The following is a 26,416-nucleotide window of genomic DNA, read 5'->3' on the forward strand; positions in this document are numbered from 1 at the left end:
TTTCCAAAGGGCCGTCCTATCCAGGACGGCCCTTTGTTTTGCCCGAACTCATCCTCATCACAGGCCACCCCTCCCCAAGCCCCAGGCTAGGCGCAAGCCCCTCCTGCTCTTTCTCCCTCAGCCTTCCCTCCCCCTCGGGTTTCCTCCTCCCCCAGCTTCTTTTCCCTACGGTACCCGCCCGGTTCGCTCCTTAATCGGATCATTTGCTTCTTCTCCGCCTTCTTCTCTTTTCCCGCAAGCCTCATCGATTTGCCAGGCAACGGCTTTAGAGGGCCTGTGTTTGAGAGGAAAGGGGGGCCACGGAATCGTTTCCTTAATCGGTAAGTCTCCTCGTTACCCTTCGTAATCAAAAGCCTAGGGAGTTCGAAAGATGGGGCGGTGGAGGGAATAGAAGCCTCTCTCCAGAAGAGGGGCTCCCTTCCTTCATATTCTCACCCCATCTCATAGGGGAAACCGCACATCAGGGAATTGCCCCTGCGCCCTCATTATGCTAGGAGTTTGAAAAGTACAGGGTTCTCACCCCTGACTTTCGATTGGAGGTTTACTATGCTGAAAATCAAACATGTAGCCGTATGCATGCTCGCTCTCGCCATGCTTTCGGCTGGTTGCACCAACTACAGCGGCAATACCTATTCCGGCAGCCAGGTGCGCAGCGCTCAAACGGTGCAGTACGGCACGGTGGTTTCCGTGCAGCCCGTTACGCTTGAGGAAGATCGTCCCGCCGTCCTTGGGACAGTGGGAGGAGGCGTCGTAGGCGGCGTGCTCGGCAATATGGTTGGTGGCGGACGCGGGAAGACGCTGGCGACTATCGCGGGTGCAGCCCTCGGCGCGGCTGGCGGCTATGCCGGCGAGAAGGCGCTGACCAAGCAGAATGGCCTCGAAATTACGGTCGAACTGGAAAACGGACAGCAGTTGTCCATTGTTCAGGCCGCCGATCAGCAATTCTCTCCGGGTGAACGTGTCCGCGTACTGCGCGGAAGCGACGGCTCGGCGCGTGTGACCCGTTAGCCTTTGCAGGAACGCCGTATTGCGGCATCGTATAATCCGTCGTGCGCCGGCATGACGAACAACCAAGGAGCATCCATGCTGGATCCGAAACAGTGTGTTCTTTTCAGCGGCGGGGCCGCCGGAACCGAGCAGTTTTTCGGCGCGCAGGCCGAGGCTTGGGGCATTGAAGAAGTGAACTACAGCTTTGATGGGCACCAGATCGAACGGAAGCGCGGCGTGCGCGTCCTCACTTCCGAAGAATTGGCCCTGAAAGATGTGAGCCTGACCTATGTTTCCCGCCTTATGGGCCGGGAATTCACGAAGGCTCCCCTGTTCCGCAAGGTCCTGCAGTCCATTTGCTGGCAGGTCAGCAGCGGTCAGGAAGTCGTGGTCGTGGGCAACATCCAGCCGGATCAGACCGTCAAGGGCGGTACCGGCTGGGGTGCCGAGTTCGCCAAGATCTGCAACAAGCCCCTTCTCGTGTTCGATCAGGAACAGGACGGCTGGTATCGCTGGCTGAACGACGCTTGGGTCAAGGTGGAAGAGCCCGTCATTGAGCATACGCACTTCACCGCCACGGGAACCCGGTTCATGGAAGCCAACGGGCGCAAAGCCATTTCGGATCTGTTTGCTCGTTCGTTCAATCGCTAGTCGTCGCGGACGTTTTTGCCGTATTGTGGACAGCCATCCTGTTTTGCAGGATGGCTGTCTTTGTGAAGGTGGAGTATGCCGTTGTTTGCCGTTCCGTCCGTAAAGAGCAATTCGCTCGGGTTGTTGGCGGGTCTTTGCGCCTTTCTCATCTGGGGCTTTCTGGTCGTTTTCTGGCATATGCTGGATGCCGTGGCTCCGTTCGAAATCCTGTGCTACCGCAGCATTTTTTCGTTTGTGAGCTTGCTTCCGGTCGTTATGCTGACAAGGCGCTGGGCGGAGGTCGTCAGCGCTTTTCGCAACCGCCGCGTGGCGCTGACCATGTTCGCCAGTTCCTGCGTGGTGGGGTTGAACTGGTTCCTGTACATATGGGCCATCAGTACCGGACAGATCCTTGAAACGAGCCTCGGATACTACACCAATCCGCTTATGAATGTGCTGTTCGGTTTCCTTTTCTTGCGGGAACGGCCGTCACGCCTTCAGGGGATAGCCATTTTGTTGGCCTGTATCGGTGTCCTGCTGAGTTTCTTGGGCCACAATCAGTTTCCGTGGCTGGCCCTGTCGCTGGCCTTCACTTTTGCGCTGTACGGTTTTATCCGAAAAACGGTTTCCGTCGAAGCGCTTCCCGGCTTGTTCATTGAGACGATAGTTTTGATACCCTTTTCGCTCGGCTGGATCCTGTGGCTCTATTGGAATGGGGAGGGCTTCCTTTGCAGCCCGACGGTTCGGGAAGGCTTTTTGTTGTTTCTTGCCGGCCCGGTCACATCCCTGCCACTGGTCATGTTCGCCTATGCCGCCCGGCATATGCGCCTGATGACGCTTGGCCTGCTGCAATACATTTCCCCGACCTGCACGTTCTTCCTCGGCATATTCATGTTTGGGGAAACCTTGAACCCGGCTACGCTGGTGACGTTCATTTTTATCTGGTTGGCCTTGCTGCTGTATACGGTGGAAAGCTGGCGGCAGACGCGGCATTTGCCGCACTGAGGGAACGGAAAAAGGCGGGACGCCCCCCCTCTCTTTTTTGTACCATTGAACGCATGGGCATATGGACCGAAATGGTCCGGCTCAGTTGGGCGTCATGCAGGAAAAACTCCCAGTACGGGAACTTCCATGCTTACGTGTACCTATGAAAAATCCTCGGCTTGCCGAGGACTTTTGGGGGAAGGGGAGAACGGATATGAAAAAGCCCCGACAGGCGGGGCAATAGGGCGGTGGTGTGCTTCATGGTGGTTCTTTGGGCTTGGGGAGGCATTGTACGGGAGTGGCTTAGTGGGTCCGCTTGAGCTCATAGCCGAACTGTTCGGCTATATGCTCAAGCGGCTGGATATTACCAGTGACCCGCATGATGTCGACGAGGGTTTCCGCGCCGAGTTTCGCGCCGTCGTCGAAGGGATTCACTTCACGCAGCAGGGTGGAATACGGTTTGCCCACGGCGGCGGCAATGTTTTTGGCACCAAGACCGCTTTCTAAAACAAGATCATGAACGGCAGAAATAAGATTGGCAGACATAAGGGTTCTCCTTTGGTTGCGTATTCAAACAGCACCACCTGTTCTTAGCTATACCTGATTCTCATCGGAAGACAAGGCCATTAGATTCTTTTTTTAGTACGTTTCGTGACTTTTTTCTCCTGTAGAAAGAGAATAAGTATTGCTAGATTGGTTATCCTGCTAGAATCACTGTTTAAATAAAAGAGACCCATTGAAAAGAGTTTTTGACGATTGCCAAAAAAATCAATGGGCTGAAAAGAAGTTTTTTTTCAGATGGTTTCGTTTTGTGAATTATAGTGCGTCTTGAGCGGTCAGGGCATACAGGTACCGCTGGGTGCGGGACGCCGTATACGTATATTGCCCGGCAATACGCCAGTTCTGTGCGGCCTGTTCCCAATCCGGAGACTCTTGGAGGCGTTCGCGCAAAAGCAGTACGACCACGCCATTGGGGTTCAGGTTGCCTTTGACGAGTTCCAGAACGCCGGGCCACGGCATAAACGCCCGGCTGACGATGAGATCCGCTGTCCGTGCGGGCGGTCCGGCCATAAACGCTTCGGCGCGGCCCCGGAAGACATGGGTTCCGGGCAAGGGATATTGGGCGAGGACCGTGGACAGGAACAGGGCTCGTTTTTCTCGGGCTTCGACCATCCAGTAATCGCCTTCTTGCCAGATCATACGCAGAGGAAGTCCGGGAAGCCCGGCTCCCGAGCCCAGATCCCAGCAACAAGGTGCAGCGCTGTATTCCACGTCTTCGCGCAGAAAACGCCCGAGATGCAGGCTGTCGACGACCAGCGTAAAAAAGGTGTCCTCAGCCGTCCGGGTGCCGACAAGGTTCATGACCCTGTTCCACTGTATGAGCAGTCCGAGATATCCGGCGAGCGGGGGCAAGGTTTCTTCGGTAAGCTCGAAACCTGCGCGCTTGGCCCAGTCCTGAAGATCATACGGGGATACGGATGATGAACGCATGACGACTCCTTGATGCTGTAGAGGAATAAGAGGCGGTTATACCCGCAAGGCGCGCGTTCGTACAGCGTCTCAGGTACGTTTCCGGATTGCGCGCTTTGATCCAATGAGAAGAATCAGCTTTTGCAGCGCCGTTTTTTATCCGCTTTGGCTTTTTGCCGCTTGAGCCGCTTTTTTTGTTTTTTCAGATGCCACCTGCGTTTTTCTTCAGGGGACATAGGGGCTATGGGGAGAAAGAACATCGGATAGAGGACGGCCAATACGAAGGACAGAGGAAAAAGCGTTCCGAAGATGTCGCGGGGGACATCGCCTTTGGAGTGCGACCATAGAAAGAAGCTGACGATTCCGAGCACAGTCAGCAGCACGCGGTCCCAGAAAGGCGAAGAGGTGAAAAGGAGCCTTGTCGTGGGAGGCGGCTGCCCGGAGGAGGAAGCCTCCATACCCGGCTGGCTGTCGGAAGGGGGGGCTTCCGGAAAATGTTTGTCCGTAACGTTTGTAAACCTGACTATGACAAGAAGCAGGAACATGACGATGAAGAATGTGGGAATGAGTTTCGCCGGGTGTCCGCCAGTGACACTATAGGCGATCACCCATTCGGAGGCACATACGCAAAGCCCCCCTAGGATCAGGCCGGATATCGACCAGTGGGGAGTGGGATCTTTATCGGGTGGGGATGGCTTTCTACCCATGCGCGGCTCCTTGGTGCGGACTCTTCGTAACACGGCATTATCCGGCGGCGGTTCGGAAGAAGCTCGATCCCGCAGTCCGGCCGGAAGGGTGCCTCCTTGGGCGTGTTGGAGCGGATTGGCTTGAACCAGTGCATATCCTTTTTGCTTTGGCCGCCGGAGGCTGGGTGGAACTATTCGCCCAAGGGCAAGGGCGGGGCCCTTGCTCCCGGAGGCCCTGCCCGTTTATTTTCCCGCCTCCTTCCTGAGATTGCCCACCTGGCGGCAGATGCCCATGAGCATATCCATCTCGTGCCGCCTCAGGCCGGACTTGCCGAGGAAACGGCGCAGGGGCATCAGGAAGTAGTCGGGATTGTCGCTTTTGAGATAGTCGATGGCGAGGAGCGTTTCTTTGAGCCGGGCGTAGAGCAGGGCCTGTTCCTCGTGCGTGATGCGGCGCGACTGCTGGCCGGGATCGTTGCCGAGCGACGGCTGCGGGTCCACGCGGCTGACCGCCTTCATGCATTCGTAGGTAAGGATGAGGATGGCCTGCGCCAGATTGAGCGAAGAAGCCTCTCCAGCGGTGGGGATGGTTACGAGGCGCTGGCATTGCTCGATGTCGGCATTGCTCAGGCCGCGATCCTCGCAGCCGAAGACGATGGCGACCCGGCTGCCTTCGTGGAGCAGGGGCGCGATTTCCCCGGCGGCCTGTTCCGGCGTCAGCAGCCCGCGCCGCCAGCCGCCCGTGCGGGCAGTGGTGCCGAAGGTCAGGACGTTGGGGGCGAGCGCGTCGCCGAGCGTCGGTTTGACCTCAATGGCGTCGAGCAGGGGCTCGCCCTTGGCCGTGGCCAGAGGCCGGGCTTTTTCCTTATCCCACCACGCGGGGCTGACGAGGGTCAGGCGCCCGCAGCCCGTGTTGGCGCAGGCGCGGGCCGCCATGCCGATGTTTTCCGGGAACTTGGTTCCCACCATAATGATTTCCAGATGCCGCAGGGCGTCCTGCGAAGCTTGCACAAGCATACTCACTTCCGGGGAGACAGGGTGGCAAGGGCGTCCTCAAGCTGGCTCGCCGTGTACAGATCTCTGAGCACGATGGGGCTGTTTGAGAGGAGGCCCTTGGGGAAAATGGCCGTGACCGGGATGCTGACGCTGCCGATGGCGCGGAGCAGCGCCTGCGCTTCCGGGTCGGGCCGGGTCAGGTCCACCTTGATGAGGCGGAGCCCGTAGCGTTCCGTGATGGCGTGCAGGCGTTTGGGCGTCAGCACGGTTTGCTCAAGGAATTTGCAGGACGGGCACCAGTCCGCCGTGAATTCGACCATCAGCGGTTCTTTTTTCAGCAGCGAACGGAACGTGTCCGCCCGGAACGTTTCCCACGGCGCGGGTTCGGGGGCGGGCTGCACGCTCCACCAGATGGAGCCGCATACCATAAGGAGCGCGAGCGCGCCCGTAAAGAGCTTTTGACGCCCCGAGGCCCGCAAGCCGCCCCATTGCCCCCACATCCACGCCGCCAGCGCGCAGACGAGCAGGGTGACGAGCGCGGCGAGCCGCTGCGACTCGGGGAGAATGGACAGTAGGTAGATGGCGGTACCCATGAGAAAGAAGCCGACCAGCCGTTCCATGATCCCGGTCCATGCGCCGGGCTTGGGGAGGATGCGGGCCGCGCCGGGCCAAGCCGCCAGGACGAGGTAGGGCAGGGCCATGCCGATCCCGGTTGCCGTGAATACGGCGACGATCACGGGCAGGGGCTGGAGTGCCGCCCAGCCGAGCACGCCGCCGAGCAGAGGGCCGCTGCACGGGGTGGCCAGCAGGGTGGCGACGAGGCCGGTGAGGTAGGCTTGCGTTTTGGGGTTGCGTGACGCGCCGACCTTGAAATCGAGCACGGGCAGCGTGAACACGTCGAACAGGGAGAGGGACAGCAAAAAGACGAGGATCAGCAACCCGTACACGAGATGGGTATTCTGGAACAGGCCGCCCCATGCCAATCCGAGCGCGCCGACGCAAAAGGCCAGCACGAGGAACCACGTCAGGATCCCGGCGGCGAACAGTACGTTGTGCTCGCGGAAATGGGCGAGGCGCTGACCTTCGGTCTCATAACCCGACGAGCTCAGCAGGGCGGAAACCTTCATGGTCAGCACGGGCAGCACGCAGGGCATGACATTGAGGATAAGGCCAGCCAGCAGCCCGAGGAACAGGGCCGTGCCGAGGGCTGTAGGCTCCAGCGATTCCTGCGGGAAACGCGGCGTGAACCGCCATTCGTCAGGCTCAGCGGGGCTTCCGGCAAGCTGGACGGACGGCCCGGAAAGCGGCGTCAGCTGGGTGACGGATTGCTGTGGGGGGGCTTGCGGAGAAACGGGTTCGGAAGAGGCGGGGGATGTTTCGGCTTTACCGAGTTGCCCATACGCCTCCAATGCGGCTGGGCTCGGCGGAGGCAGCGTTTCGGGGAGTGCCAGGGAAACCGTTTGCTGTACGGGGACACAGTTTTTGTCCGAACAGAGGAGCATGGACAGATCGGCGGAGAGGGGGCCGGATACGGGGGCATCGAAACGGATGAAGATCGGGAACCGGGCGGTATAGGCGAGAATCTGCTTTGCGGGCTCGAAGGTGTCGGGCGTAAGCCGGCCCTGCGGGTAGAGGACTGCGGCTGCGGCGGGTTGTCCCTGCACGTTGCGGACGTTCAAACTGGTGGGAATGGGCGCGTCCGCGTAGTGGGAGTAGGTGTGATAGCCTTTCTGCGGCGTCACCCAGAGTACGGCCGCAGGATGCCCGTCCAGTTCGGCATATTCCGTATCCAATAAAAAAGGAAGTGATTCTGCGTGAGTAAGAGACGTAGCATACAGCAGGAAGCCTGTTACAAGGCAGAGTACGAGCCATATATGGAGTGTGTTTTTCGTTTTCATGGGAGGGACGGTAGCGTTTTTTCCTTTCTTTTGCAAAAAGGGTGTTGACACTCACCCCTTATTTGGACTAAACCTCTTTTCACGCCGCGAGGCACGGGTCATTAGCTCAATTGGTAGAGCAGCTGACTCTTAATCAGTTGGTTCGGTGTTCAAGTCACCGATGGCCCACCAGCAAAACGAACCAAGGACTTTCGAGAAATCGAAAGTCCTTTTTTCGTATGTGCTCCTATTTTAAAAGGTGACTTTGGTCCGCTCCATCCAACGGGGAGCACCACAAGCGCGGTAGGCATTCATCAAGTATCAGTCCGCTTGATTGGGTGATTGGTCCAGATAGCCTTTATATACCCGCTTGTCTTGTCCATCAAAGTTCAGCTGGTACATACAGAAAGTAGTCAGTATGTTTTTTAGGTTGCCATTGTTCCTTATACGAATATTGATAAAGCATACCCAGACGTTTCATGACATTTCCGCTACGGGGATTCTTGATATCGTGTGTGGCCGTAATGTAAGGAATGCCATCTTTTTTTACTTGGTGAATAACGGCATTGGCCGCCTCGGTTACAATGCCGTTGCGCCAAAAGGCTTTGAGCAGCCCATAGCCAAGGTCATGGGGCTCATTGATGCCTATATTGACATACCCTATTGGAATGTTATCATTTTTTAAACAAATCGCATACTTGTAACCGTAAGGTTGCCTGTAGGTGTCCAAGTACCTTTCCCTAAGAAAAAGGCTTGCTTCCTCTATGGATTGTAATGGGAACCAAGGCAAATACGTATTTACGTCTTTATCGCTATGTATTTTGAACAAGGCGTATAAATCGTTTTCAGAGAATCTTCTTAATAGAAGTCTCTCTGTTTCCAAAGTAGGTGTATTTGTGAACCCCATATTTATTCCTTATGAGTATTATTTTATTAACGAGTACTTCATTTTTTTAAATCCGATATCCGCTTGATATTTATTTATGTTAGTATTTCCAGTGACATTCTGTCAAATAGAGGTATATTGTTTTACACATTTAATATCAAACTGAATGACGATTGGTGGAGTATGCGGCATTTTTAATGCATGGGATTCGTAGGAGCTTCATTGTGTGATGAAAGGTTCCCCTCCGACGGCTGGCCGGGAGTACGGAGAGGAGTGGGGGCCATGCGTGGAAGGAATTTTTTTCCTTACTTAGCGAAAAAACAGACTTTTTCTTTCTATTGAGGAAAAAAATCCGGAAAGTGCTAAGAATACGTTGACACAGCCCTTTGTTTTCGGTACATCCCTTTTCGCGCAATGAGCGCGGATGAAATGTCCTTGGGTCATTAGCTCAATTGGTAGAGCAGCTGACTCTTAATCAGTTGGTTCGGTGTTCAAGTCACCGATGGCCCACCAGCAAAAAAGAACATCCCGACAGGTTTTCCTGCCGGGATTTTTTGCGTTCTTTCGCCGGGAGGCAGCGTTTTTCTTAGGGAAGGCGGGGTGTTGGAATATGCCGGTGCGGAGCTTCTGCTTTGTTTCTTGAGTTGTGCCGGAATCATCTGAAAAGGACGGAGCGGAGTATCGAAAGACCGAGAAGGATATTGCCGACCGCGAAACAGCGGCGCAAGGCCTGCATCGGCAATCGCGGCGAATGGGCCAGCCGTGCGCCTACAACGGCCATGCTCATGCTGGAAACCAGCAGGCAGAACATCCCGGGAAGGTACACGAAACCTACGGAGTAGGGAGGGAGCTCCGGGAAGTTCCACCCTGCGATGGCATATCCGAGGGTTCCGGTCAGGCTGATGGGCAAGCTCAGGGCGGCGGACGTGCCCACGGCGTCGGCCCAATCGATCGCGGCCCAGACCAGGAAAATCACGCAGAGCATGGTCCCGGCGATACCCGCAAGGCTCGAAATCAGGCCGATGAGTATGCTGACCGGAAGCATGGCCCGTTCGAGCCGCCCGATCTTGGGGCGGGGGGTGGAATTGAAGAGCAGATGAACGCCGACCAGCATGACGAAGAAGGCGAAAAAGCCGCGCAGGAATAATCCTGAAAGGTGTGGAGCAAGAAGCGCGCCGCCGAGCGTGCCCGCAATGATGCCGGGGGCCATCTTTTTCCAGATGTCGGCGCGCACGGAACCATAGCGCCTGTGCGCCAGCACGCTGGAAAGGGATGTGAACAGGATGGTGGCGAGGGATGTACCAAGCGACAGGTGCTGCGTCGTGTCCACGGAAAACCCGAGGCGGTCGAAAAATACGTTGAGCAGGGGCATGATGATCACCGCCCCGCCGACACCGAGAAGCCCGGAAAGGAACCCCACAAAGGCACCCCCAAGCACAAGAAGCGCAAGCATGGAAAGCATGGCGTCCCTATGGCCTTTTCAAAAAGACAGAAAACGATTCCGATTGCCTCATCATGTCGGGAGGTTCCTCCCGGAATCCAGTGATAGCAGATCAACCGGCAGAGATCGATAGGCTTCCGGGGTGTCCTCCGGATGCACGGCTAGCCCCTCCAACTTCCCACGGGAAGTAAGCGCTTCCAGCCCACAGAGTATGGAGGAAAACATGCCGTCTTGTCCGCAAGGGCTGCGGGGCGGATGGAGGTGGGGAGAGGAAGGAGGGAGGAAAAAAGAAAAACCCCCTCCTGTTTGCATTTGCAATTGCAACTACAAGCGTGAAGGGGCTTATTTTGAAGGGTAAACGGGTGTGGATTTGTATCGTAACCCGTTCGTTTTGTTTTGGTGCCCAGAGCGGGGATTGAACCCGCACAACCTTGCGGTCCAGGGATTTTAAGTCCCTTGCGTCTGCCAGTTCCGCCATCCGGGCATGAGCTGTATAGAATACTTGTATCAGGGTGAGGAGTCAACAGACGAGGCTGCTCTCCCTTTGGCTTCCGGTCCACGAAATGTATTTATCCCTGACAGGCTAGGATGCGTACTTCTCGAAAAAAGGAAGAAGTTCCAGCGGATCATATAGGATTTTGTCCGCGCCGCTTTCTTTCAGTTCTTGGGCTCCCCGAAATCCCCAGTCCACGCCGACCGCAGTCATTCCGGCATTGTGGGCTGTCAGCATGTCCACATTGCTGTCTCCGACAAAGACTGTTTCGTTGGGGATACTGTCGAGATGCCGGGCCGCGTTGAGGGCTCCGGTGGGATCGGGCTTATGGGGCAGGTTCGGCATAGCCCCCTGAATGAACAGGAAAGGACTCTCGGGAAAGTAGTGCTTGAGCATGTGGAGCGTCCATTCGTGCGGCTTGTTCGTCACGACGGCCAAGGGGATGCCGCGCCTTTGGAGTTCCTGCAAGAGTTCGGGGATATGCGGGTAGGGCCGCGTCTTTACGGCCCAGTCTCTGGCATAGTTGGCGCCCGTGCGTTCCACAAGTGCTTCGAAACCCGCAGGCCCGATGCGATCCGCTTCCCCTTCGGGCAGGGCCCGGCGGACGAGCATACGCAGGCCGTTGCCGACGAACTGACGGTAGGCGGCGACGGGATGTTGCGGGTAACCTGCTGAATGCAGCGCGGCATTGGCGGCATTGGCAAGATCGTCGAGCGTGTCCAGCAAGGTTCCGTCAAGATCGAAGATGGCGGCGTGATGGTTTTGTTTGTTCATGGCGATCCTCTGAAATCCGTTGTATCCGCTGTGCCATACACAGGCAAAGGGAACGGGTGAGACGGCAGCATGACAAAGGACGCCGTGTCTTTCAAGCGGGAATCTTGTGCGGAGCGAGTGCAGTGGGTTGCATCGTGGCTGGATTTTGCTAACTCTAGCGCGGTGCCGCGGTATCGCGGCGATTTTTTCGGAAGCGGGGGCAGTATGGCGCAGGGTAAGGAACGTGCGGACGAGTTGGTTTTTGCGCAAGGTTTGGCGGAAAGCCGCGAAATGGCGAAACGCCTGATCATGGCGGGCAAAGTGGCGCTGGAAGATGTTTCCGGCGTGCGGCAAAAAGTGGATAAGCCCGGTCACAAATATCCGCTGGATACGGCCTTCGCACTGGTCGGCATCGAGAAGTACGTCAGCCGTGGCGCGTATAAGTTGCTGACCGCCATAGAGCATTTCAAGCTGGATGTGACCGGGTTCGTCTGTCTGGACGCCGGGGCTTCCACGGGCGGGTTTACGGACTGCCTGCTGCAGCACGGCGCGGCGAAGGTGTATGCGGTGGACGTGGGCAAGGAGCAGCTCCATGAGCGTATGCGCCGCGATCCGCGGGTCATCAGCATGGAAGGGACGAATTTACGCACGGCTCCCGAAGAGTTGATTCCCGAGCCGGTGGACATCATCGTCGCCGATGTCTCTTTCATTTCCCTGACGCTGATCCTGCCGCCCTGCGTGCGCTGGCTCAAGGAAGGCGGTTTGGTGGCGGCGCTGGTCAAGCCGCAGTTTGAGCTTGGGCCGCATCAGACGGACAAGGGGGTGGTGCGTGATCCCGCCTTACGCCAGCAGGCGGTGGATAAAGTGCTGCTGTTTTGCCAGGAGCGTCTCGGCCTTGAGTGCCTCGGCGTCGTGCCTGCCGCCGTCAAGGGGCCCAAGGGAAATCAGGAGTATATCGTTTGCCTGCGCCGCGTAGGGGCTGGGCAGGTGGCGTGTGGAAGTGAGGTGGAGCAATGAAACCGGGGGAGGAAGCCCCTTTTGAAGAAGGCGTTTCCTCCCCCGGCCCCCTCCTTTCCTGAGGCTTTCGACTGGCGGGGAGGCTGTACGGCAGGAGTTCCTTCGTCTGTTGAGCCTGCCGGAGTGTTGAGGGGAAAAGTGGGGAGAGGAGGGCAGGACTTCGGCTGCCGTTCGTTGCCGTACAGAAAAAAGAAGAAAACGGCCTGATCCAGTAGAAATGGATCGGGCCGTTTTTTTATAAGGATAGGGGAAACGTTTTGGTTCCTGTGGGGCGGTTGCTCTTCGGGAGAAAGGAGGGCCTCTCTGGTGTTGCACGGGAACAGCGGCCCGAGACCAGAGGCATGAATGGAAAGCGGCTCTGATGCGCGGCTTTTCCATATAGCGTTGCCCCGAATGGACAACGGAAAGGGAAGGGCTCGTTGGGGTGGCGCGGGGTTAGCGGTACTCGGGGATAGGGCGCTCCACTTTTTCAAGAAAGGCTCCTGTGACGAGGCCGAGCAGTTCCTCCGTTTTGTCTCGGGAATAGGCGTCCCCCGCGTGAAAGCGGATAATGGAGGCGAGCCAATCCTGCATGTCGCTGCGGGAATGTTCGGCGTTGAACATCCGGAGTTGATCCTCAAGCAGGAAGACCTGGTGGATGGTGATATCCTTGATGACTTCGGCATCGGACATTGTCTTGCCCGCCCATTCTTTGAAGAATGTTTTGTAGTCTTCCGCAAGGGTTGCCACGGATTCCTCGCGCATCATGCGGACGGCCCGGAGGTAGACCCGCAGGAAGGAAGCCACCTGACTGGGGTGGGCAGCGGCAAAATCTTTGTCCGCCATGAGCAGTACGGATTGCGGGGCGTTGACGGAGCGCGATGTGGCCGCGACTTTAAGCCCATGTTCGTCTCCGGTGTAACTGTAGGGGGCCCACAGCACAATGGCGTCGCCTTCCCCCTCAAAGAAAGCCTGAAGTCCCGGTACGGCATCCGTATTTTGGATCCGCACGTCCTCAGTCGTCAGGCCGTAGGCGGCAAGCCATTTGGTAAGGAGATATTGGGCCGATGAAGAGGCGGGGCAAATGATGGTTTTGCCCCTTACGTCGTCGGCTTTGCCGTAGAGGTTCGGATATCCCTTGTTGGCGCCTTTGGTATCCAAAAGCGGGCTGTCGGGCCGGACCATGACCGCATTGGCCAGAGATTCGTCATTGCCGACGCCGATGATGGTGAATTGTTCAGGATAGTGGCTGGTCAGGATGGGGAACGCGCCGCAAGCTCCGATGACCCACTTGTCCGCATTGCCGATCAGATCTTTGCCCGAGTCGAACCTGTTGAGGACGATGTCGAGCCCTTCCTGCTTGTCCCAGCCCTTTTGTTTGGCGTACCAGATGAGGAACGTCTCATGCTCGGGAAGCCAGCCCGTTTCGAGTTTGAACGGAGGTTCCTGGTTAGCGGCGGAGAGATCCGCCGTCAGAGCGAGGAGAAGTGCAAAAAAGCCGAATAGTCCGGACAGCGTACTGCGCCGCATGACTCTATCCTTATAATGATGGTCGAAAAAAAAGCGGGGGGATTGGCGAAATGTATGGAAGCGGTCTGGTTTGACAGAAAAATCACTTCTTCCGGTTCCTTTAGAGACTCATACCGTGTTTGCTCCGGATTGCCAAGAAGTTGTGTTTTTCACGTGTGTTTTGCCTTATTCCCGTTCCGAGTGGGGGCGAGAGGGAGACGGTTTTTTCTCAGACGGCCTCAACATATTGAGGCTGTTTGATGAATCAACCTATACGAATAAGGCGTACTCCAAAAGAGGAGGCTCTCGACGGGACAAAAATGTCCCGTGGGACAAAAATGCCCCATGAGGGTAGTTCTAGTTAACATGCTAAAAATACATAAAATACAGGAAAACATATTTTTTGCGGGACATTCGTGTCTCGTTGTGAGGAAAAGAACTTAGTGGTGGATTATTTTGAAAACAGAAAAAATATTATTTATTATTACAGTCGATTAATACGAATAAAAGCCTCTTTGCAATGCCTGTTCAGGTATTTTGGCTCGGCACTTGCTAAAGAGTTAGTGCCTTCGGGAACAATCCCGACGTTCCAATAGAGTTTTTGGATGATGCGTCCTTTTTCGTTCAAAGCCGGGATGCGGCGGTGAACGAAAAAGAGCGTGAAGAAACCACTCTTGAAACGCGAAGACAAAGAGGGACTTTTGGTCATGAGCAACGAACATGTTGAAAGCGGACGTGAAGAACTGAAGAAAACGATGAGCCCGGCTGAAGTTTGGGCTCTTGCCGTGGGCGCCATCATCGGTTGGGGCTGCTTCGTCCTTCCCGGGGCGCGCTTCCTCCCTGAGGCTGGGCCTATCGGTAGTGTGTTGGCTTTCATTGTCGGCGGCGGCCTCCTGTGTTTCGTCGCCCTTGCTTATAGCATCCTCGTCAAGGCCTATCCCGTGGCCGGCGGCGCGTTCACCTATGCCTACGTCGGTTTCGGCAAAGCATGGGCCTTTATTTGCGGATGGGCCCTCATCCTTGGCTATCTCTGCGTTATCGCCGCCAACGGCACCGCGCTGGCCCTTCTCAGCCGCGCCTTGCTGCCGGGTGTGTTCGACGTGGGGTATCTGTACAGCGTAGCCGGTTGGGACGTGTACGCCGGTGAACTGGCCATGATGACCTGCGCCTTCCTGTTCTTCGGGTACATGAACTTCCGCGGCATGGACTTCGCCAGCAGCATCCAGCTCATCCTTGCCTTTGCGCTGGTGGCCGGTGTGCTCATCCTGACGGTGGGTTCCTTCTCCACGTCCACCGCGTCGCTCGACAACCTGTTCCCCCTGTTCGCAGAAGGCCGTTCGCCGTGGGCTTGCGTCATCTCCATCGTGGCGATCACCCCCTGGTTGTTCGTCGGCTTCGATACCATTCCCCAGACCGCTGAAGAATTCGACTTTCCGCCTGAAAAGTCCCGCCGCCTGATGCTGAACTCCATCATATGCGGTGCGACGCTGTATGCCTTGGTCCTGATTTCCGTGGCCATCATCATTCCCTACACCGACCTGCTCGGCCAGAACCACACGTGGGCTACCGGCGCTGTGGCTGACATGGCCTTCGGACGCTTCGGCGGCATGATCCTCGCCATCCCTGTCCTCGCGGGCATCCTGACCGGCATGAACGGCTTCTTCATGGCCACCACGCGCCTGCTGTTCAGCATGGGCCGCGGCAAGTTCCTGCATCCTTGGTTCCTGAAGGTGCACCCCAAGTATGGCACCCCGACCAACGCCGTGCTGTTTACCCTCGGCCTGACCCTTATCGCGCCTTTCTTCGGCCGCTCCGCCCTCAACTGGATCGTCGACATGTCCGCTATGGGCACCGCGCTCGCCTACCTTTCCACCTGCCTCGTTGTTTACAAGTACGCCTCTCGCTTCGCGGACCAGACCCCGTGGTGGAGCAAGTCCGTGGCCGTGGTCGGTGCGCTGACCTCCATCGCCTGCTTCCTTATGCTGGCTGTGCCCGGCTCTCCGGCCGCCATTGGGTTCGAATCGTGGATTATGCTGCTCGCATGGGTAGCCATCGGTGCCTGCTTCTACTTTAGCCGTGCTTCCATACTGCGTTCCATCCCCGAAACGAGTATGCAGTATATGCTCCTCGGAACGGCTGACCGTCCGCTGCTTTTTACCCCGAAGGCCGCTGAAGAAGAGGTCTTCGAAGAGGACGACGCCAAGTCTGCTGTTGAACTGGGTTAGGCACTCCCTCCCCTAACCTGATATGAAAAGCCGGGGCCGTTTATGACGGTCCCGGCTTTTTTATGGTCTTACGCCTGGCGTTGGGATGGATGCTTACGGGAGGATCGCTTTCCAGAAGGTTTCGATGGCGGCGCGGTGGACGGTTTTGTTGCGATAGAGCTTGATGTCCACTTCCACGCTGAGATCCGGGCGGTCTTCCCATATGCGGCGGATGGTGCCCCGCTTCAATTGCTCGCTCACCAGCGTTTCCGGAACCCATGCCATGCCGATGCCTTTTTCCAGCATTTTGACGATGCCCTCGCTCAGGCTGCTCTCATAGACGGACTGGAGTTCGCAGGGCGTCTTTTCGTAAAGCGGAAGGATGATCCGGTTGGCGAAGGAGAAATTGCTGTAGGAAAGGTAGGGCAGGGGGGAGGCGCTCGGAAGGCGTTCCGCAAGGGCGCTCCCCACGACGGGGAGGAAGCGTTCCCGGCCGACGGTGGCGGATTCGATGTGCGACAGGAATTCGCTGTCCGATTCATACTCGTCCAGCCTGTAGGTGAGCAGCATGTCCACCTGATGTTCCATCAGGGCGCAGAAATGCTCTTCCACGCTTTGAGGAAAGGGATTGACCACAAAGCGGAGCTGATCGCACGTCTGCCGCACCCGGAAGAGAAGATCCGGGAGCACGTTGATGGAGAGGGTAGGCAGGCTGATGAGGCGGACGATGCCGTCGGAACGGTTCCCGGCCGCGAACTCCCGCCGGGCTTCGGCCATGCGGTCCACGATGTCGCGGGCCACGGGCAGGAACTGTTCGCCCTGCGCCGTGAGGCGGACGGGGAGGGCCGTCCGGTCGAACAGGACCACGCCGAGCCACTCCTCCAGTGCCCGGATGCGGCGGCTGAAGGCGGGCTGGGTGACGTTGCGCTCCTGCGCCGCATGTGAAAAGCTTCTGTGGCGGCACAGGCTGAGGAAATCTTCAAGGAGTTTCTGGTCCACGGGGGGCTCCATGCATTTTGATCATGACGCGATACGAAATCGGCAATTGCCAGTTCCGCTGGGTGTTTCTTATAGTCACAGCACGTTCAGTATTCGCACCAAACAGGAGAAACGTCCATGCCTCGTCTCGAACATGATTTTTTGGGTGAAATGCGCATCCCTTCCGATACATATTATGGAATCCAGACCTACCGGGCCGTCGAGAACTTCCCGATTTCCGGCGTGAGCATCGCCAGCTTCCCGGAACTTATCAAGGCGCTCGGTCTGGTCAAGAAGGCCTCGGCCATTGCGAACATGCAGTTCGGCGTGCTGCCCCGCGAGATCGGGGACGCCATTTGCGCGGCTTGCGACGAGATCATCGAGGGCAAGCTGCACGATCAGTTCCCCGTGGACTGCATTCAGGGCGGCGCGGGAACTTCGACCAACATGAACGCCAACGAGGTCATCGCCAACCGCGCCCTTGAGCTGTTGGGCCACAAGAAGGGCGAATACGAATATTGCCACCCCAACAACCATGTGAACTGCTCGCAGTCCACCAACGACATTTATCCCACGGCCCTGCGCATCGCCCTGTATACCATGCTCGGCCAGCTGACCGGCGATATGGCCTATCTCCAGCAGGGATTCGCGGCCAAGTCCGAAGAGTTTTCGGACGTCATCAAGATGGGCCGCACACAGTTGCAGGACGCGGTGCCCATGACGCTCGGTCAGGAATTCGGCGCGTACGCGACGACCATCGGCGAGGACATCCTGCGCGTCGAGGAATCCCGCAAGCTCCTGCTTGAGGTCAATCTGGGCGCGACCGCCATTGGGACAAGCATCAACGCGCCCAAGGGCTACGCAGAAGTCGCCTCGAAGGCCCTCGCCGAAGTCAGCGGCATTCCGGTGGTGCTGTCCACCAACCTCATCGAAGCGACATGGGACACCGGGGCCTATGTGCAGACCTCCGGCGTGCTCAAGCGCATCGCGGTCAAGCTGTCCAAGATCTGCAATGACCTGCGCCTGCTGTCCTCCGGCCCGCGCACGGGCATCAATGAGATCAACCTGCCCCGGTTGCAGCCCGGTTCCTCGATCATGCCGGGCAAGGTCAACCCGGTCATCCCCGAAGTGGTCTCGCAGGTGGCTTTCGACATCATCGGCAAGGACGTGACCATCACGATGGCGGCGGAAGCAGGGCAGCTTGAGCTGAACGTCATGGAGCCGATCATCGCCTTCTCGCTGTCGAACGGCATCCACCGTCTGCGCCAGGCCATGCGGACGTTGCAGGATCGCTGCGTGAGCGGCATTACGGCGAACAAGGAACGCTGCCGCAGCATGGTCGAGAACAGCATCGGCATCATCACGGCCCTGAATCCTTATCTTGGCTATGAAACCTCCGCGTCCATCGCCAAGGAAGCCCTCGAAACCGACGGCTCGGTGATCGACATCGTGCTTGCCCGCAACCTCCTCAGCCGCGAGAAGCTCGACGACATCCTCGCCCCCGAGCACATGATCAACAGAAAGTAATGATCGGGGGAATCTCCCTGAAAAGGAAGGTGCCCCTGGCTTTTCCCAGCGACGTTCGACTGGATGGGATTGTACTGAAGGCGTTTCGATACGATTGAGAAACAGGGGTACGGCCCCCGAACTTCCTCCGGCTAGCTTGGCGGCCGCCGGTGAAAGGTACGTTCCCATCCGGAGCGTCAAAAAAGCGCCCTGTTCCGTGATCCGGAAGAGGGCGCTTTTGTATTGGAGGCAAGCCGCGTTGCTGGCGAGGCAAAAAGATTTCCGGCGTGTCGCATGCGCTTTCACGAAAGCGTTACTGGCGCCGTCCCTCTCCCCGTATGGCGGCGAGAACGGCGCTCAGCAGGAACCAGCCGCAGGAGACGAGGACAACGGTCGCTCCGGTGGCTGTCCCGGCCCATTCCTGTGCGGAGAGCACCAGCCCGGCCACGGCGGAAGTGACGCTGACGAGGATCGACCACCAAAACATGCCCCCGGCCGTGCGGGCGAGGTTGCGGGCCGTGGCGGCGGGCACGATGAGCAGCGCCGTCACCAAAAGGACGCCCACGGCCCAGACGGAGAACATCACGACAAGCGCGAGCAGCCCGGCGAAAAGGTATTGCCAGAAAAAGACGTTGATGCGGTGGGCCTTGGCGACCACGGAGTTTAGGCCGATGTACAACAGGCGGTTGTAACCCCATATCTGAAAGGCCGCCAGCGCGAAGAACAGGCCGATGAGCCAGCGGATATCGGTTTCCGTGATGGTCAGGATGTCGCCGTACAGAAACTGCTGCAGATCCCGGGCCACGGCGTTGTCCCGGCTGACCACGGCGAGGCCGAAAGCCATGACCGCCGAGAAGAATACGCCGATGATCGTATCCGAGGAGAGGGCACTGTTCCGCTGTACGGCCATGATGCCGAGCCCGACGAGGATGCCGAAAACCGGCATGGCGACATGCGGGTTGATGGAAAAGATCAGGCCGAGCGCCACGCCCGCGAAGGCTGAATGGCTGATGGCGTCGGAAAAGAAGGCCATGCGGAAGCTGACGACCTGCACGCCCATGGTCGCCGCCATCGGCGCGAGCAGGATCAGGGCGACGAGTGCCTGTTGCATGAACCCGGCCTGCAGGCACTCGAAGGGGAGCAGGGACACGAGGCGGTAGAGCGGCTCGAGATCAAGCATGGTGGTCCTTTGGCTGGTCCGCGGTGGGGGCATGGGGATTGATGAGGCCCATGTGCATACCGAACAGGGCCATGAGGTTTTCTTGCGTCAGCACCTCGTCGGGCGTGCCTTCCGCGAAGACATGCCGCTTGAGGCAGATGACGTGCGTGGCGTGGTGGAAGACCATGCCGAGATCATGGCTGACCATAAGCTGCGTGAATCCCTTGGCGGCGCGCAGTTCGTCCAGCAGTTCGCAGAACAGATGCTCTCCCTGAAAATCCACCCCGGCCGAGGGCTCGTCGAGCACGAGCAGTTCCGGTTCCTGTTGCAGGGCAAGCGCCAGCAGGACGCGCTGCATTTCGCCGCCGGACAAATCGCCAAGCCGCCGGGAAGCGAGGTGTTCCGCCTTGACCATTGAAAGGAGCTCCAGCGAATGCGCCTTCAGCGAGGGCCGGATGCCGAGCCAGAGCGGGCGCTTCTGGATGCCCATGACGAGGAATTCCACGACCGTGAGCGGCATCCCCCGATCAATGCTGATGCGTTGCGGCACATAGCCGAGCCGCAAGGGTTTTCCGCTCCGTCCCGTCATGACGTCGATGTCCCCGTCGTGGCGCATCTCGCCGATGAGGGCGAGGATGAGCGTGGTCTTGCCCGCGCCGTTGGGGCCCACGATGACGGTGCAGCTTCCCTGCGGGACCGTGGCGTTGACGTGCTCAAGGATGGCGAGCCCGCTCCGGCGCACGGATACGTCGCGGAAGACGACGGCGTTAGTTGGTTCCAAGGGTGCTCTCCAGCGTGTGCAGGTTGGCGCGCATGGTTTTTTCGTAATAGTCCAGCGGTGCGATGGCCGGACCCGTTGCGACGGGGTCCAGCTTTGCCGTGGCGACCCCGGTTTCACGGGACAGGGTGGCGGCGACCTTGTCCGGATACTGCGGTTCCGTGAAGATGGCTCCGACATGCTGGCTGCGGATCGCCTTGATCAGCTTCATCATATCGGAGGCGGACGGCGCCTGCGTGTCGTCGGCCTGAATGACCGCGACCACATCAAGCCCCATGTCGCGCGCCAGGTAATCGAATACTCCGTGCTGCGTGATGATGCGGCTGTTTTTCAGTTTGCCGCCGAGCGCGGCGAATTCGTCCGCCAGCGCGTCGAGCGTCCGGGCGTAGTTCTCGGCATTGGCCCAGTATGTTGCGGCGTTGGCGGGATCGAGATCGGCAAGCTGCCCCGCGATGGAACGGGTCATCTGCGCGGCCATGCGCGGGCTGGCGAACAGGTGAGGGTTCATCCCCCCATGATGGTGCCCCTCATGCTCCTCGTGCGCCGCTTCCGCGTCCGTATACGGGAGCAGCCCGGAGATGCCCTTGGAGCTGTCGATGGTATGAAGTTCCTTTTGGGCGCGTGCCGAAGGGGAACCGAGGAAGGCTTCAAGGCCGAGCCCATTGAGTACGAGGATGTCGGCCTGTGCGAGCTTGCTCATGTCCTGCGGCGTGAGGGCGTAATCGTGGGGGCATCCGGCCTGCGCGGGGAGCATGAGCTGCACCTCCACATCCGGCACGTTTTGCGTGATGTTACGGACGATCTGGTAGACGGGGAAAGTGGTGGCAAGCACCCTGGTCTGAGCGAGGGCGGCACCGCACATCAGCGTGAGGATCATGAGGGATACGATTCCGGCGGTGGTTTTACGCATAGGGGCTCCTTGCGGGAAAAGCGCGGACGGCTTATTGCTATTGCGAAGGCATTTGCAATTACTGCTTGCCGCATGAGGTGTCAAGAGGTTTGCGGATTGCGGGAATGCGTGCAATACAGAGGCTGATACGCATATGAGGTTTGGGAATGAAACGGAAGACATCACAACGGGCGGCGATCGAACAGGTTTTTTGCCAACTGGATCGCCCGCTCGGCATTGAGGAAATATTGGAAACCGGGCGGATGGCGGTGGAATCGCTCAATCAGGCCACCGTATACCGCAATGTGAAGCTGCTGTTGGAAAACGGCTGGCTCAAACAGGTGTGCCATCCGTCCCTCGGCACGCTCTACGAACGCACGGGAAAGGGGCATCACCATCATTTCCACTGCCGGGTCTGCAACCGGGTGTATGATCTGCCCGGCTGTGCCCTGAACGAGCGGGAGGCCGCTCCCTCAGGGTTCCTCGTGGAGGATCACGAGTGTTTCCTGTTTGGGGTCTGCCCCGCCTGCCACGCTTGAGGGAAAGCCAAGGTGCCACGAGGCCAGTTCAACCCTCGTAACCTTGTCTCTTCTCCTTGCGCTTTTTTCAACGATTTTTTGATGGCGGAGTCCGGGCCTACTCTGTGCGGCGGCTATGATATTGCCTGTTCCGCTGAAGCCCGGGCCGTTTGAGATCTGCTAGAGCCCGAGCAGCAAGCGGAGATAGATCAGGATGATGATCGTGTTGATGCCGATGGTCGGGAGCCATTCCTTATAGTGGAGACGTGAAACAAGCAGGCTGACGATCACCACGCCGAGGGTCCACAAGGCTATGGCGAACAGTTCGGCAAAGCCGGCGGCCATGGCCCGGCCCGCTCCATCGCTGCCCGTGACAACGTAGCAGTGTTCCATGTACAGGGGGACCACGACGTAAAGGCCGAAGGGATGTGCCGCCGCCGTCAGGAGGTAGAAGAGAGGTTTCATTGCTGCGCCTTTGAGAGGACGGTCTTAAATGAGCTGACAGAGCAGAGTGGTGAGCACAATGGCGAAGGCGTTGACCACAACCGATGTAAGGCATTCCCCATATTGTGCCTTTGAGCCGGTCAGGCTGACAATGAGGACACACAGCGTCCAGAACCCCATGAAGAAAAGGGCCGCGAAACCTCGGGAGAGGCCTCTGCCCATCGGGTCGCCTACCGTGCCGACGCCCCGCGTTATTGCGGGAAGCAGGACATATGCGCCAAATGGGTACGCGGCCGCCGTCAGAGCGTGGAACAAGCCTTTTTTCATACGCTGCCTGTCTCGGAGGAAAAAGGAAAATCAGCGGCTGCCGGGAGCGGTGCGGCGGATTTTTTCGATGAGCGCCGTGGTCGAATAGCCTTGCAGCAAGGGGAGGCTTATGACTTCACCGCCGCGCCGTTGCACCGATTCCCGGCCTACGATGCGATCCACGGACCAGTCCCCGCCTTTGACCAGCACGTCTGGCTGTACGGCCTCGATGAGCTTCGCGGGCGTATCCTCGTCGAACCGGACCACGAAATCCACGCTTTCCAGATGCGCCAGCACAAAGGCCCGCACAGGATACGGATTGACGGGCCGGTCGTCGCCCTTGCCCTGCCGTTTGACCGATTCGTCGCTGTTCAGCCCGAGCACCAGCACATCGCCCTGCGCCTTGCAGCGTTCCAGCAGATCCACATGCCCCGGATGCAGGATGTCGTAACACCCGTTGGTGAAGACGATTTTTTTGCCTTCCCCGCGCAGGGCATCCAGTTTTTCCAGCAACTCGGGCATATCGGCCATGCCGGGATGTTTCAGCATATCCATTGTTCGTCCTTGTGTCGGCGCGAAAGGCGTTTTCCGGAAGCGGCGGCTCTTTCGGTTCCACTGGATGTTTCCGTTTTTCCCAAAGCCGCATTGCCTGTTCCGGGCGAAACGTTTCTTGCCCATCAAAAGCAGAAAGGAGCCTCTTTTCAAAGGCCCCTCTCCGGTTAGTTCCTGTCAACTCAGTACAATCAGCGAGAAAACCGTGTTCACGGAGAACTGTATCAGCGGGTAGAGAACGTACCCGAGCGCCCCGGTCATGAGCAGCAGGATGAGCACCAGAAAACCGTAGCGCTCAAGCTGCATGTACTGGAATCCGAGCTTCGGCGGCAGGACGCCCCAGAGGATTTTGCTGCCGTCAAGGGGCGGGATGGGCATCAGGTTCAGCCAGCCGAGGCCGATATTCACGACTACGCCGGTCTGGAACATGAGGAAGAAGAAATCCCACACGGTGTTGCCCTGCCACTCGCCGAGCGGGAAGAATTCGATGAGCAGGCGCAGGAGCACGGCGAATCCGATCGACAGCAGGAAGTTGGTGGCGGGCCCCGCAAAGGACACCAGCATGGTGTCTTTCACGATGTTCCGGAAATTCCGGGGATTGATGGGCACCGGTTTGGCCCAGCCGAAGACGAAGGGGCCGGTTAGGCTGGTCAGTACGAAGACGAACAAGCCCATGGGGTCGATGTGAGGCACCGGGTTGAGCGTCAGCCGCCCGAGCATGGCGGCTGTGGGGTCACCCCGCTTGAGGGCCGCCCAGCCGTGGGCGACCTCATGCAGGATGATCCCGAGCATCAGCGGCACGAACGCCACCGACAAGCGTTTTATGGAGACCGCAAGGTCAATGTCGAGCATGTATTACCGTACCGTCAGGCGCAGGAAGCGCTTTTTGCCGAGCTTCACCACGTAGGAACCTGGTTCCAGCGGGGTTTCGGCGTCATCACAGCGTTCGCCGTCAAGCGAGAGCGAGCCCTGCTTGATGAGGCGCTTGGCTTCGCCGCGCGAGGCGGCAAGGCCGGAATCAGTCAGGAAAACCGGAGGTTTGCTTGCTTCGCCGTGTTCACAGGCGAATTCCGGGGCGTCGTCCGGTATGCCGCCGTCCGCAAAGACCGAGTTGAAGCCCTGCAAGGCTTCCTGTGCCTGCTCCTCGCCGTGGTAGCGGGCCACGATTTCGTACGCCAGCGCTTCCTTGGCTTTCTTGGGATGCAGGCGGCCTTCTTCGACGTCCTTCTTGAGCGCGGCGATCTCGTCCAGCGACTTGCTGGAGATGAGTTCGTAATAACGCCACATGAGATCGTCGGAAACGGACATCGCCTTGCCGAACTGGTCGGCGGCGGGTTCGTTGATGCCGATGTAGTTGCCGTAGGATTTGGACATTTTGCGCACGCCGTCCAGACCTTCCAGCAGCGGCACGGTCAGGATGCACTGAGGCTCAAGGTCGTACTGGCCCATGAGGGTGCGCCCGACCAGCAGGTTGAAGGTCTGGTCGGTGCCGCCCATTTCGACGTCGGCCTTGAGCGCCACGGAGTCATACCCCTGCATGAGGGGATAGAGGAGCTCGTGCAGGGCGATGGGCGTGTTTTCACGGTAACGCTTGGCGAAGTCGTCGCGCTCCATCATGCGGGCCAGCGTGTAGCGCGAGCCCAGGCGGATGAAGTCGGCGGCGGTGAAGTCGTTGAGCCAGCGGGAGTTGAATTCCACGACCGTCTTTTCGGGATCGAGGATTTTGAAGACCTGTTCCTTATAGGTTTCGGCGTTGGCGATGACCTGTTCGGTGGTCAGAGGCGGACGGGTGGCGGAACGGCCGGAGGGGTCCCCGATGCGGCCGGTGAAGTCGCCGATGAGGAAGACGACCCTGTGGCCCAGTTCCTGAAAATGGCGGAGCTTGTGGATGAGGACGGTGTGGCCCAGATGGAGATCCGGCGCGGTGGGGTCGAAACCGGCCTTGACGGTAAGGGGCTTGCCCCGTTCCAGTTTTTTGCGCAGTTCGCCTTCATCAATCAGATTGGTGATGCCGCGTTTGATCAATTGCATCTGTTTATCGACAGGAATCATCAAAATCTCCTCTCCCTCCCCGTCCGGGAGGATTCGCCGGCGGGCGGCGGGAATGCGTGAGCGGTTGGGGGCGCGTTCAAACGTGCCTCGTTTCCTGTTGCAGACAAACCGGGGACTGTCAATAGCGGGCGATGGCGGCGTAGGTCCCTTCAACCGCACGAAGAAGGTCGTCGGGGGCAAGGCGGAGCTGTACCCCGCGATGCCCGGCGCTGACATAGATGCGCTCATGGAGGATGGCGCTTTCGTCCACGAAGACGGGATAATGCTTTTTCCCGGCCAGCGGCGAACAGCCGCCCCGGATATAGCCGGTGAGGGGCTGGACTTCCTTGAGCGGGACCATCTCCACGTGCTTGTTGCCGGAAACGGCGGCGAGTTCCTTGAGGTTCAGCTCTGCGGCCCCGGGGACGCAGACTTCGAGCACCCCGGTCTTGTCGCCCCGGACGACCAGCGTTTTGAAGACCTCCTCCACAGGCACGCCGAGTGAGCGGGCCATTGCCGTGGCGGAGAGGTCGGCCTCGTCGTAGGGGGCTTCATGCAGTTCGTAGCCGATGCCCAGCTCGTCGAGGAGGCGGGCGGCGTTGGTTTTCTTGGGAGGCATACGGTCAACCTGTTATCCGGCGAGGCTGCGGGCTATGCGCCTGCCGATGGCCATGAAATAAAAGTCGTTTCCGGTCCGGTTCAGATGGACGCCGTCCGGTGAGAGGATTGTATCCGGGTTCGGGAATTGGTCAAGGATAAGCCGTTCCATGTCGATGAGCACGATGCCTTTCATCCCTGAAAAGGTAGTCCGCAGCCCTTCGTTGTATTCCCGGACGGTGCGGCGGTAGAGTTCGGCTCCAGGGATGTCCGGCGCTTCCGCAGGCCTGTGGTTGGTGGCCAGAAAGACGGTATGCGCCCCGCTGCGGAACGAGCGCTGGATGATTTCGCCCATGTTGGCGAGGTAGGTTCTGAAGCCGACCAGAGGCCGACCCACGGACGTATACCAGAAGCTGGCGTCGTTGAGGCCGAACTGGACGAAGACGGCGTTGGGGTGGTGGCGCTCCACGTCCCATTGCATACGGCGCAGGCCGTCTTCCGTGGTGTCGCCGCTGACCCCGGCGTTGGTCACCGCAACCGGTTCGCGCAGGGTTGCCAGCATACGCGTCATCTGCGCGACCCAGCCCTCGCCGGGGCGTGCGCCGTAGCCATAGCAGATCGAGTCTCCAAAGCAGACGAGATGCATTGTTTCCTCGGGTGGTTAGAGATGGTTAGGAGGTTGTGCGAACCGGGGGAGGGAAGAGGGAAACTTTCTGAGGAAAGTTCCCCTCTTCCCTCCCCCAGGC

26 protein-coding genes and 3 tRNA genes are annotated in these 26,416 nt (G+C 58.5%); 9 read left to right on the forward strand and 20 right to left on the reverse strand.

Annotation, left to right across the window (positions count from 1 at the left end):
* The first annotated feature begins 546 nt into the window (after positions 1-546).
* The 3 genes from T370_RS0113665 (at position 547) to rarD (ending at position 2,622) form a co-directional block, all read left to right on the forward strand.
* Positions 547-1,008, forward strand: a complete 462-nt coding sequence (locus tag T370_RS0113665) for an outer membrane lipoprotein (RefSeq protein ID WP_005025707.1) — start codon at positions 547-549, stop codon at positions 1,006-1,008.
* A gap of 75 nt (positions 1,009-1,083) precedes the next feature.
* Positions 1,084-1,638 carry a hypothetical protein gene (locus T370_RS0113670; protein ID WP_005025710.1) on the forward strand — a complete coding sequence of 185 codons (555 nt, stop codon included), beginning with the start codon at positions 1,084-1,086 and terminating at the stop codon, positions 1,636-1,638.
* A 75-nt stretch (positions 1,639-1,713) separates the two neighbouring features.
* A complete protein-coding gene (rarD, locus tag T370_RS0113675; protein WP_029436045.1) occupies positions 1,714-2,622 on the forward strand; it encodes an EamA family transporter RarD in 909 nt (302 codons plus the stop codon).
* A 282-nt stretch (positions 2,623-2,904) separates the two neighbouring features.
* Here rarD and T370_RS0113680 read toward each other — a convergent pair whose 3' ends face one another.
* The 4 genes from T370_RS0113680 to T370_RS0113700 all read right to left on the reverse strand — a co-directional run bounded on the left by T370_RS0113680 (position 2,905) and on the right by T370_RS0113700 (position 7,546).
* Positions 2,905-3,147, reverse strand: coding sequence for a phage regulatory CII family protein (locus T370_RS0113680; protein ID WP_005025715.1), 243 nt, complete (start codon positions 3,145-3,147; stop codon positions 2,905-2,907).
* Positions 3,148-3,417: 270 nt separating this feature from the next.
* Positions 3,418-4,092, reverse strand: coding sequence for a 16S rRNA (guanine(527)-N(7))-methyltransferase RsmG (locus T370_RS0113685; protein ID WP_029436046.1), 675 nt, complete (start codon positions 4,090-4,092; stop codon positions 3,418-3,420).
* A 908-nt stretch (positions 4,093-5,000) separates the two neighbouring features.
* Entirely contained in the window at positions 5,001-5,774 is a 774-nt protein-coding gene (locus T370_RS0113695; RefSeq protein ID WP_029436048.1) for an RNA methyltransferase, read from the reverse strand.
* Positions 5,775-5,776: 2 nt separating this feature from the next.
* Positions 5,777-7,546 carry a protein-disulfide reductase DsbD family protein gene (locus T370_RS0113700; protein ID WP_162177140.1) on the reverse strand — a complete coding sequence of 590 codons (1,770 nt, stop codon included), beginning with the start codon at positions 7,544-7,546 and terminating at the stop codon, positions 5,777-5,779.
* 200 nt (positions 7,547-7,746) lie between these two features.
* Here T370_RS0113700 and T370_RS0113705 point away from each other — a divergent pair.
* Positions 7,747-7,822, forward strand: a tRNA-Lys gene (locus T370_RS0113705).
* A 190-nt stretch (positions 7,823-8,012) separates the two neighbouring features.
* On the opposite strand, the gene T370_RS22935 is transcribed toward T370_RS0113705, so the two are convergent.
* Positions 8,013-8,537, reverse strand: a complete 525-nt coding sequence (locus tag T370_RS22935) for a GNAT family N-acetyltransferase (protein WP_248604263.1) — start codon at positions 8,535-8,537, stop codon at positions 8,013-8,015.
* A gap of 416 nt (positions 8,538-8,953) precedes the next feature.
* Here T370_RS22935 and T370_RS0113715 point away from each other — a divergent pair.
* Positions 8,954-9,029: transfer RNA gene (locus T370_RS0113715), tRNA-Lys, on the forward strand.
* 142 nt (positions 9,030-9,171) lie between these two features.
* Here T370_RS0113715 and T370_RS0113720 read toward each other — a convergent pair.
* The 3 genes from T370_RS0113720 to T370_RS0113730 all read right to left on the reverse strand — a co-directional run bounded on the left by T370_RS0113720 (position 9,172) and on the right by T370_RS0113730 (position 11,224).
* The gene (locus T370_RS0113720; protein ID WP_029436050.1) at positions 9,172-9,978 is read right to left on the reverse strand and encodes a sulfite exporter TauE/SafE family protein; all 807 of its coding nucleotides are present in this window, start codon (positions 9,976-9,978) and stop codon (positions 9,172-9,174) included.
* Positions 9,979-10,354: 376 nt separating this feature from the next.
* Positions 10,355-10,441, reverse strand: a tRNA-Leu gene (locus T370_RS0113725).
* 99 nt (positions 10,442-10,540) lie between these two features.
* Entirely contained in the window at positions 10,541-11,224 is a 684-nt protein-coding gene (locus T370_RS0113730) for an HAD family hydrolase (protein WP_029436051.1), read from the reverse strand.
* A gap of 204 nt (positions 11,225-11,428) precedes the next feature.
* Between T370_RS0113730 and T370_RS22940 the strand changes: the two genes are divergently transcribed.
* Complete coding sequence (locus tag T370_RS22940) at positions 11,429-12,220, forward strand: TlyA family RNA methyltransferase (protein ID WP_051643848.1); 792 nt, start codon at positions 11,429-11,431, stop codon at positions 12,218-12,220.
* Between the two features lie 435 nt (positions 12,221-12,655).
* Here the strand turns inward: T370_RS22940 and T370_RS0113740 are convergent, their stop codons facing one another.
* Entirely contained in the window at positions 12,656-13,729 is a 1,074-nt protein-coding gene (locus tag T370_RS0113740) for an ABC transporter substrate-binding protein (RefSeq protein WP_029436053.1), read from the reverse strand.
* A gap of 686 nt (positions 13,730-14,415) precedes the next feature.
* Here T370_RS0113740 and T370_RS0113745 point away from each other — a divergent pair.
* Positions 14,416-15,933 carry an APC family permease gene (locus T370_RS0113745; protein WP_005025738.1) on the forward strand — a complete coding sequence of 506 codons (1,518 nt, stop codon included), beginning with the start codon at positions 14,416-14,418 and terminating at the stop codon, positions 15,931-15,933.
* Between the two features lie 93 nt (positions 15,934-16,026).
* Here the strand turns inward: T370_RS0113745 and T370_RS0113750 are convergent, their stop codons facing one another.
* The gene (locus tag T370_RS0113750; RefSeq protein ID WP_005025740.1) at positions 16,027-16,911 is read right to left on the reverse strand and encodes a LysR family transcriptional regulator; all 885 of its coding nucleotides are present in this window, start codon (positions 16,909-16,911) and stop codon (positions 16,027-16,029) included.
* 117 nt (positions 16,912-17,028) lie between these two features.
* Between T370_RS0113750 and aspA the strand changes: the two genes are divergently transcribed.
* Positions 17,029-18,417 (forward strand): aspartate ammonia-lyase, encoded by a 1,389-nt coding sequence (gene aspA, locus T370_RS0113755; RefSeq protein ID WP_005025742.1) that lies wholly within the window; start codon positions 17,029-17,031, stop codon positions 18,415-18,417.
* Between the two features lie 292 nt (positions 18,418-18,709).
* Here the strand turns inward: aspA and T370_RS0113760 are convergent, their stop codons facing one another.
* The 3 genes from T370_RS0113760 to T370_RS0113770 are packed head-to-tail and all read right to left on the reverse strand — an operon-like array spanning position 18,710 to position 21,243.
* Complete coding sequence (locus T370_RS0113760) at positions 18,710-19,576, reverse strand: metal ABC transporter permease (RefSeq protein WP_029436054.1); 867 nt, start codon at positions 19,574-19,576, stop codon at positions 18,710-18,712.
* Complete coding sequence (locus T370_RS0113765; protein ID WP_005025745.1) at positions 19,569-20,336, reverse strand: metal ABC transporter ATP-binding protein; 768 nt, start codon at positions 20,334-20,336, stop codon at positions 19,569-19,571. Before T370_RS0113765 ends, T370_RS0113760 begins: the two co-directional genes overlap by 8 nt.
* A complete protein-coding gene (locus tag T370_RS0113770) occupies positions 20,323-21,243 on the reverse strand; it encodes a metal ABC transporter substrate-binding protein (protein ID WP_005025746.1) in 921 nt (306 codons plus the stop codon). Before T370_RS0113770 ends, T370_RS0113765 begins: the two co-directional genes overlap by 14 nt.
* Positions 21,244-21,389: 146 nt before the next feature.
* Between T370_RS0113770 and T370_RS0113775 the strand changes: the two genes are divergently transcribed.
* Positions 21,390-21,761, forward strand: a complete 372-nt coding sequence (locus T370_RS0113775) for a Fur family transcriptional regulator (protein WP_005025748.1) — start codon at positions 21,390-21,392, stop codon at positions 21,759-21,761.
* 159 nt (positions 21,762-21,920) lie between these two features.
* Here the strand turns inward: T370_RS0113775 and T370_RS0113780 are convergent, their stop codons facing one another.
* The 7 genes from T370_RS0113780 to T370_RS0113810 all read right to left on the reverse strand — a co-directional run bounded on the left by T370_RS0113780 (position 21,921) and on the right by T370_RS0113810 (position 26,316).
* A complete protein-coding gene (locus tag T370_RS0113780; RefSeq protein WP_005025749.1) occupies positions 21,921-22,205 on the reverse strand; it encodes a hypothetical protein in 285 nt (94 codons plus the stop codon).
* Between the two features lie 24 nt (positions 22,206-22,229).
* Complete coding sequence (locus T370_RS0113785) at positions 22,230-22,511, reverse strand: hypothetical protein (protein ID WP_029436055.1); 282 nt, start codon at positions 22,509-22,511, stop codon at positions 22,230-22,232.
* Positions 22,512-22,541: 30 nt separating this feature from the next.
* Positions 22,542-23,045: a D-glycero-beta-D-manno-heptose 1-phosphate adenylyltransferase gene (gene rfaE2, locus T370_RS0113790; protein WP_029436056.1), complete on the reverse strand. Its 504-nt coding sequence runs from the start codon at positions 23,043-23,045 to the stop codon at positions 22,542-22,544.
* A gap of 174 nt (positions 23,046-23,219) precedes the next feature.
* The gene (locus tag T370_RS0113795; protein WP_005025757.1) at positions 23,220-23,894 is read right to left on the reverse strand and encodes a site-2 protease family protein; all 675 of its coding nucleotides are present in this window, start codon (positions 23,892-23,894) and stop codon (positions 23,220-23,222) included.
* Positions 23,895-23,897: 3 nt separating this feature from the next.
* The gene (tyrS, locus tag T370_RS0113800) at positions 23,898-25,094 is read right to left on the reverse strand and encodes a tyrosine--tRNA ligase (RefSeq protein WP_029436057.1); all 1,197 of its coding nucleotides are present in this window, start codon (positions 25,092-25,094) and stop codon (positions 23,898-23,900) included.
* 118 nt (positions 25,095-25,212) lie between these two features.
* Positions 25,213-25,692 carry a Cys-tRNA(Pro) deacylase gene (ybaK, locus tag T370_RS0113805; protein ID WP_005025761.1) on the reverse strand — a complete coding sequence of 160 codons (480 nt, stop codon included), beginning with the start codon at positions 25,690-25,692 and terminating at the stop codon, positions 25,213-25,215.
* 12 nt (positions 25,693-25,704) lie between these two features.
* On the reverse strand, positions 25,705-26,316 hold the full coding sequence (locus tag T370_RS0113810) for an SGNH/GDSL hydrolase family protein (protein WP_009369175.1): 612 nt from the start codon (positions 26,314-26,316) through the stop codon (positions 25,705-25,707).
* Positions 26,317-26,416: the final 100 nt, after the last annotated feature.

Source organism: Bilophila wadsworthia ATCC 49260, assembly GCF_000701705.1.
GTDB classification, from domain to species: domain Bacteria; phylum Desulfobacterota; class Desulfovibrionia; order Desulfovibrionales; family Desulfovibrionaceae; genus Bilophila; species Bilophila wadsworthia.

Excerpts from the sequence above, each read along its gene's own strand:
- T370_RS22935 (WP_248604263.1), bottom strand. The coding sequence starts at position 8,537 with ATGGGGTTCACAAATACACCTACTTTGGAAACAGAGAGACTTCTATTA.
- T370_RS22940 (WP_051643848.1), top strand. The coding sequence starts at position 11,429 with ATGGCGCAGGGTAAGGAACGTGCGGACGAGTTGGTTTTTGCGCAAGGT.
- T370_RS0113745 (WP_005025738.1), top strand. The coding sequence starts at position 14,416 with ATGAGCAACGAACATGTTGAAAGCGGACGTGAAGAACTGAAGAAAACG.
- T370_RS0113685 (WP_029436046.1), bottom strand. The coding sequence starts at position 4,092 with ATGCGTTCATCATCCGTATCCCCGTATGATCTTCAGGACTGGGCCAAG.
- T370_RS0113760 (WP_029436054.1), bottom strand. The coding sequence starts at position 19,576 with ATGCTTGATCTCGAGCCGCTCTACCGCCTCGTGTCCCTGCTCCCCTTC.
- ybaK (WP_005025761.1), bottom strand. The coding sequence starts at position 25,692 with ATGCCTCCCAAGAAAACCAACGCCGCCCGCCTCCTCGACGAGCTGGGC.
- aspA (WP_005025742.1), top strand. The coding sequence starts at position 17,029 with ATGCCTCGTCTCGAACATGATTTTTTGGGTGAAATGCGCATCCCTTCC.
- T370_RS0113730 (WP_029436051.1), bottom strand. The coding sequence starts at position 11,224 with ATGAACAAACAAAACCATCACGCCGCCATCTTCGATCTTGACGGAACC.
- tyrS (WP_029436057.1), bottom strand. The coding sequence starts at position 25,094 with ATGATTCCTGTCGATAAACAGATGCAATTGATCAAACGCGGCATCACC.
- T370_RS0113680 (WP_005025715.1), bottom strand. The coding sequence starts at position 3,147 with ATGTCTGCCAATCTTATTTCTGCCGTTCATGATCTTGTTTTAGAAAGC.
- rarD (WP_029436045.1), top strand. The coding sequence starts at position 1,714 with ATGCCGTTGTTTGCCGTTCCGTCCGTAAAGAGCAATTCGCTCGGGTTG.
- T370_RS0113740 (WP_029436053.1), bottom strand. The coding sequence starts at position 13,729 with ATGCGGCGCAGTACGCTGTCCGGACTATTCGGCTTTTTTGCACTTCTC.
- T370_RS0113670 (WP_005025710.1), top strand. The coding sequence starts at position 1,084 with ATGCTGGATCCGAAACAGTGTGTTCTTTTCAGCGGCGGGGCCGCCGGA.
- T370_RS0113785 (WP_029436055.1), bottom strand. The coding sequence starts at position 22,511 with ATGAAAAAAGGCTTGTTCCACGCTCTGACGGCGGCCGCGTACCCATTT.
- T370_RS0113695 (WP_029436048.1), bottom strand. The coding sequence starts at position 5,774 with ATGCTTGTGCAAGCTTCGCAGGACGCCCTGCGGCATCTGGAAATCATT.
- T370_RS0113775 (WP_005025748.1), top strand. The coding sequence starts at position 21,390 with ATGAAACGGAAGACATCACAACGGGCGGCGATCGAACAGGTTTTTTGC.
- T370_RS0113720 (WP_029436050.1), bottom strand. The coding sequence starts at position 9,978 with ATGCTTTCCATGCTTGCGCTTCTTGTGCTTGGGGGTGCCTTTGTGGGG.
- T370_RS0113665 (WP_005025707.1), top strand. The coding sequence starts at position 547 with ATGCTGAAAATCAAACATGTAGCCGTATGCATGCTCGCTCTCGCCATG.
- T370_RS0113810 (WP_009369175.1), bottom strand. The coding sequence starts at position 26,316 with ATGCATCTCGTCTGCTTTGGAGACTCGATCTGCTATGGCTACGGCGCA.
- T370_RS0113795 (WP_005025757.1), bottom strand. The coding sequence starts at position 23,894 with ATGCTCGACATTGACCTTGCGGTCTCCATAAAACGCTTGTCGGTGGCG.
- T370_RS0113770 (WP_005025746.1), bottom strand. The coding sequence starts at position 21,243 with ATGCGTAAAACCACCGCCGGAATCGTATCCCTCATGATCCTCACGCTG.
- rfaE2 (WP_029436056.1), bottom strand. The coding sequence starts at position 23,045 with ATGGATATGCTGAAACATCCCGGCATGGCCGATATGCCCGAGTTGCTG.
- T370_RS0113780 (WP_005025749.1), bottom strand. The coding sequence starts at position 22,205 with ATGAAACCTCTCTTCTACCTCCTGACGGCGGCGGCACATCCCTTCGGC.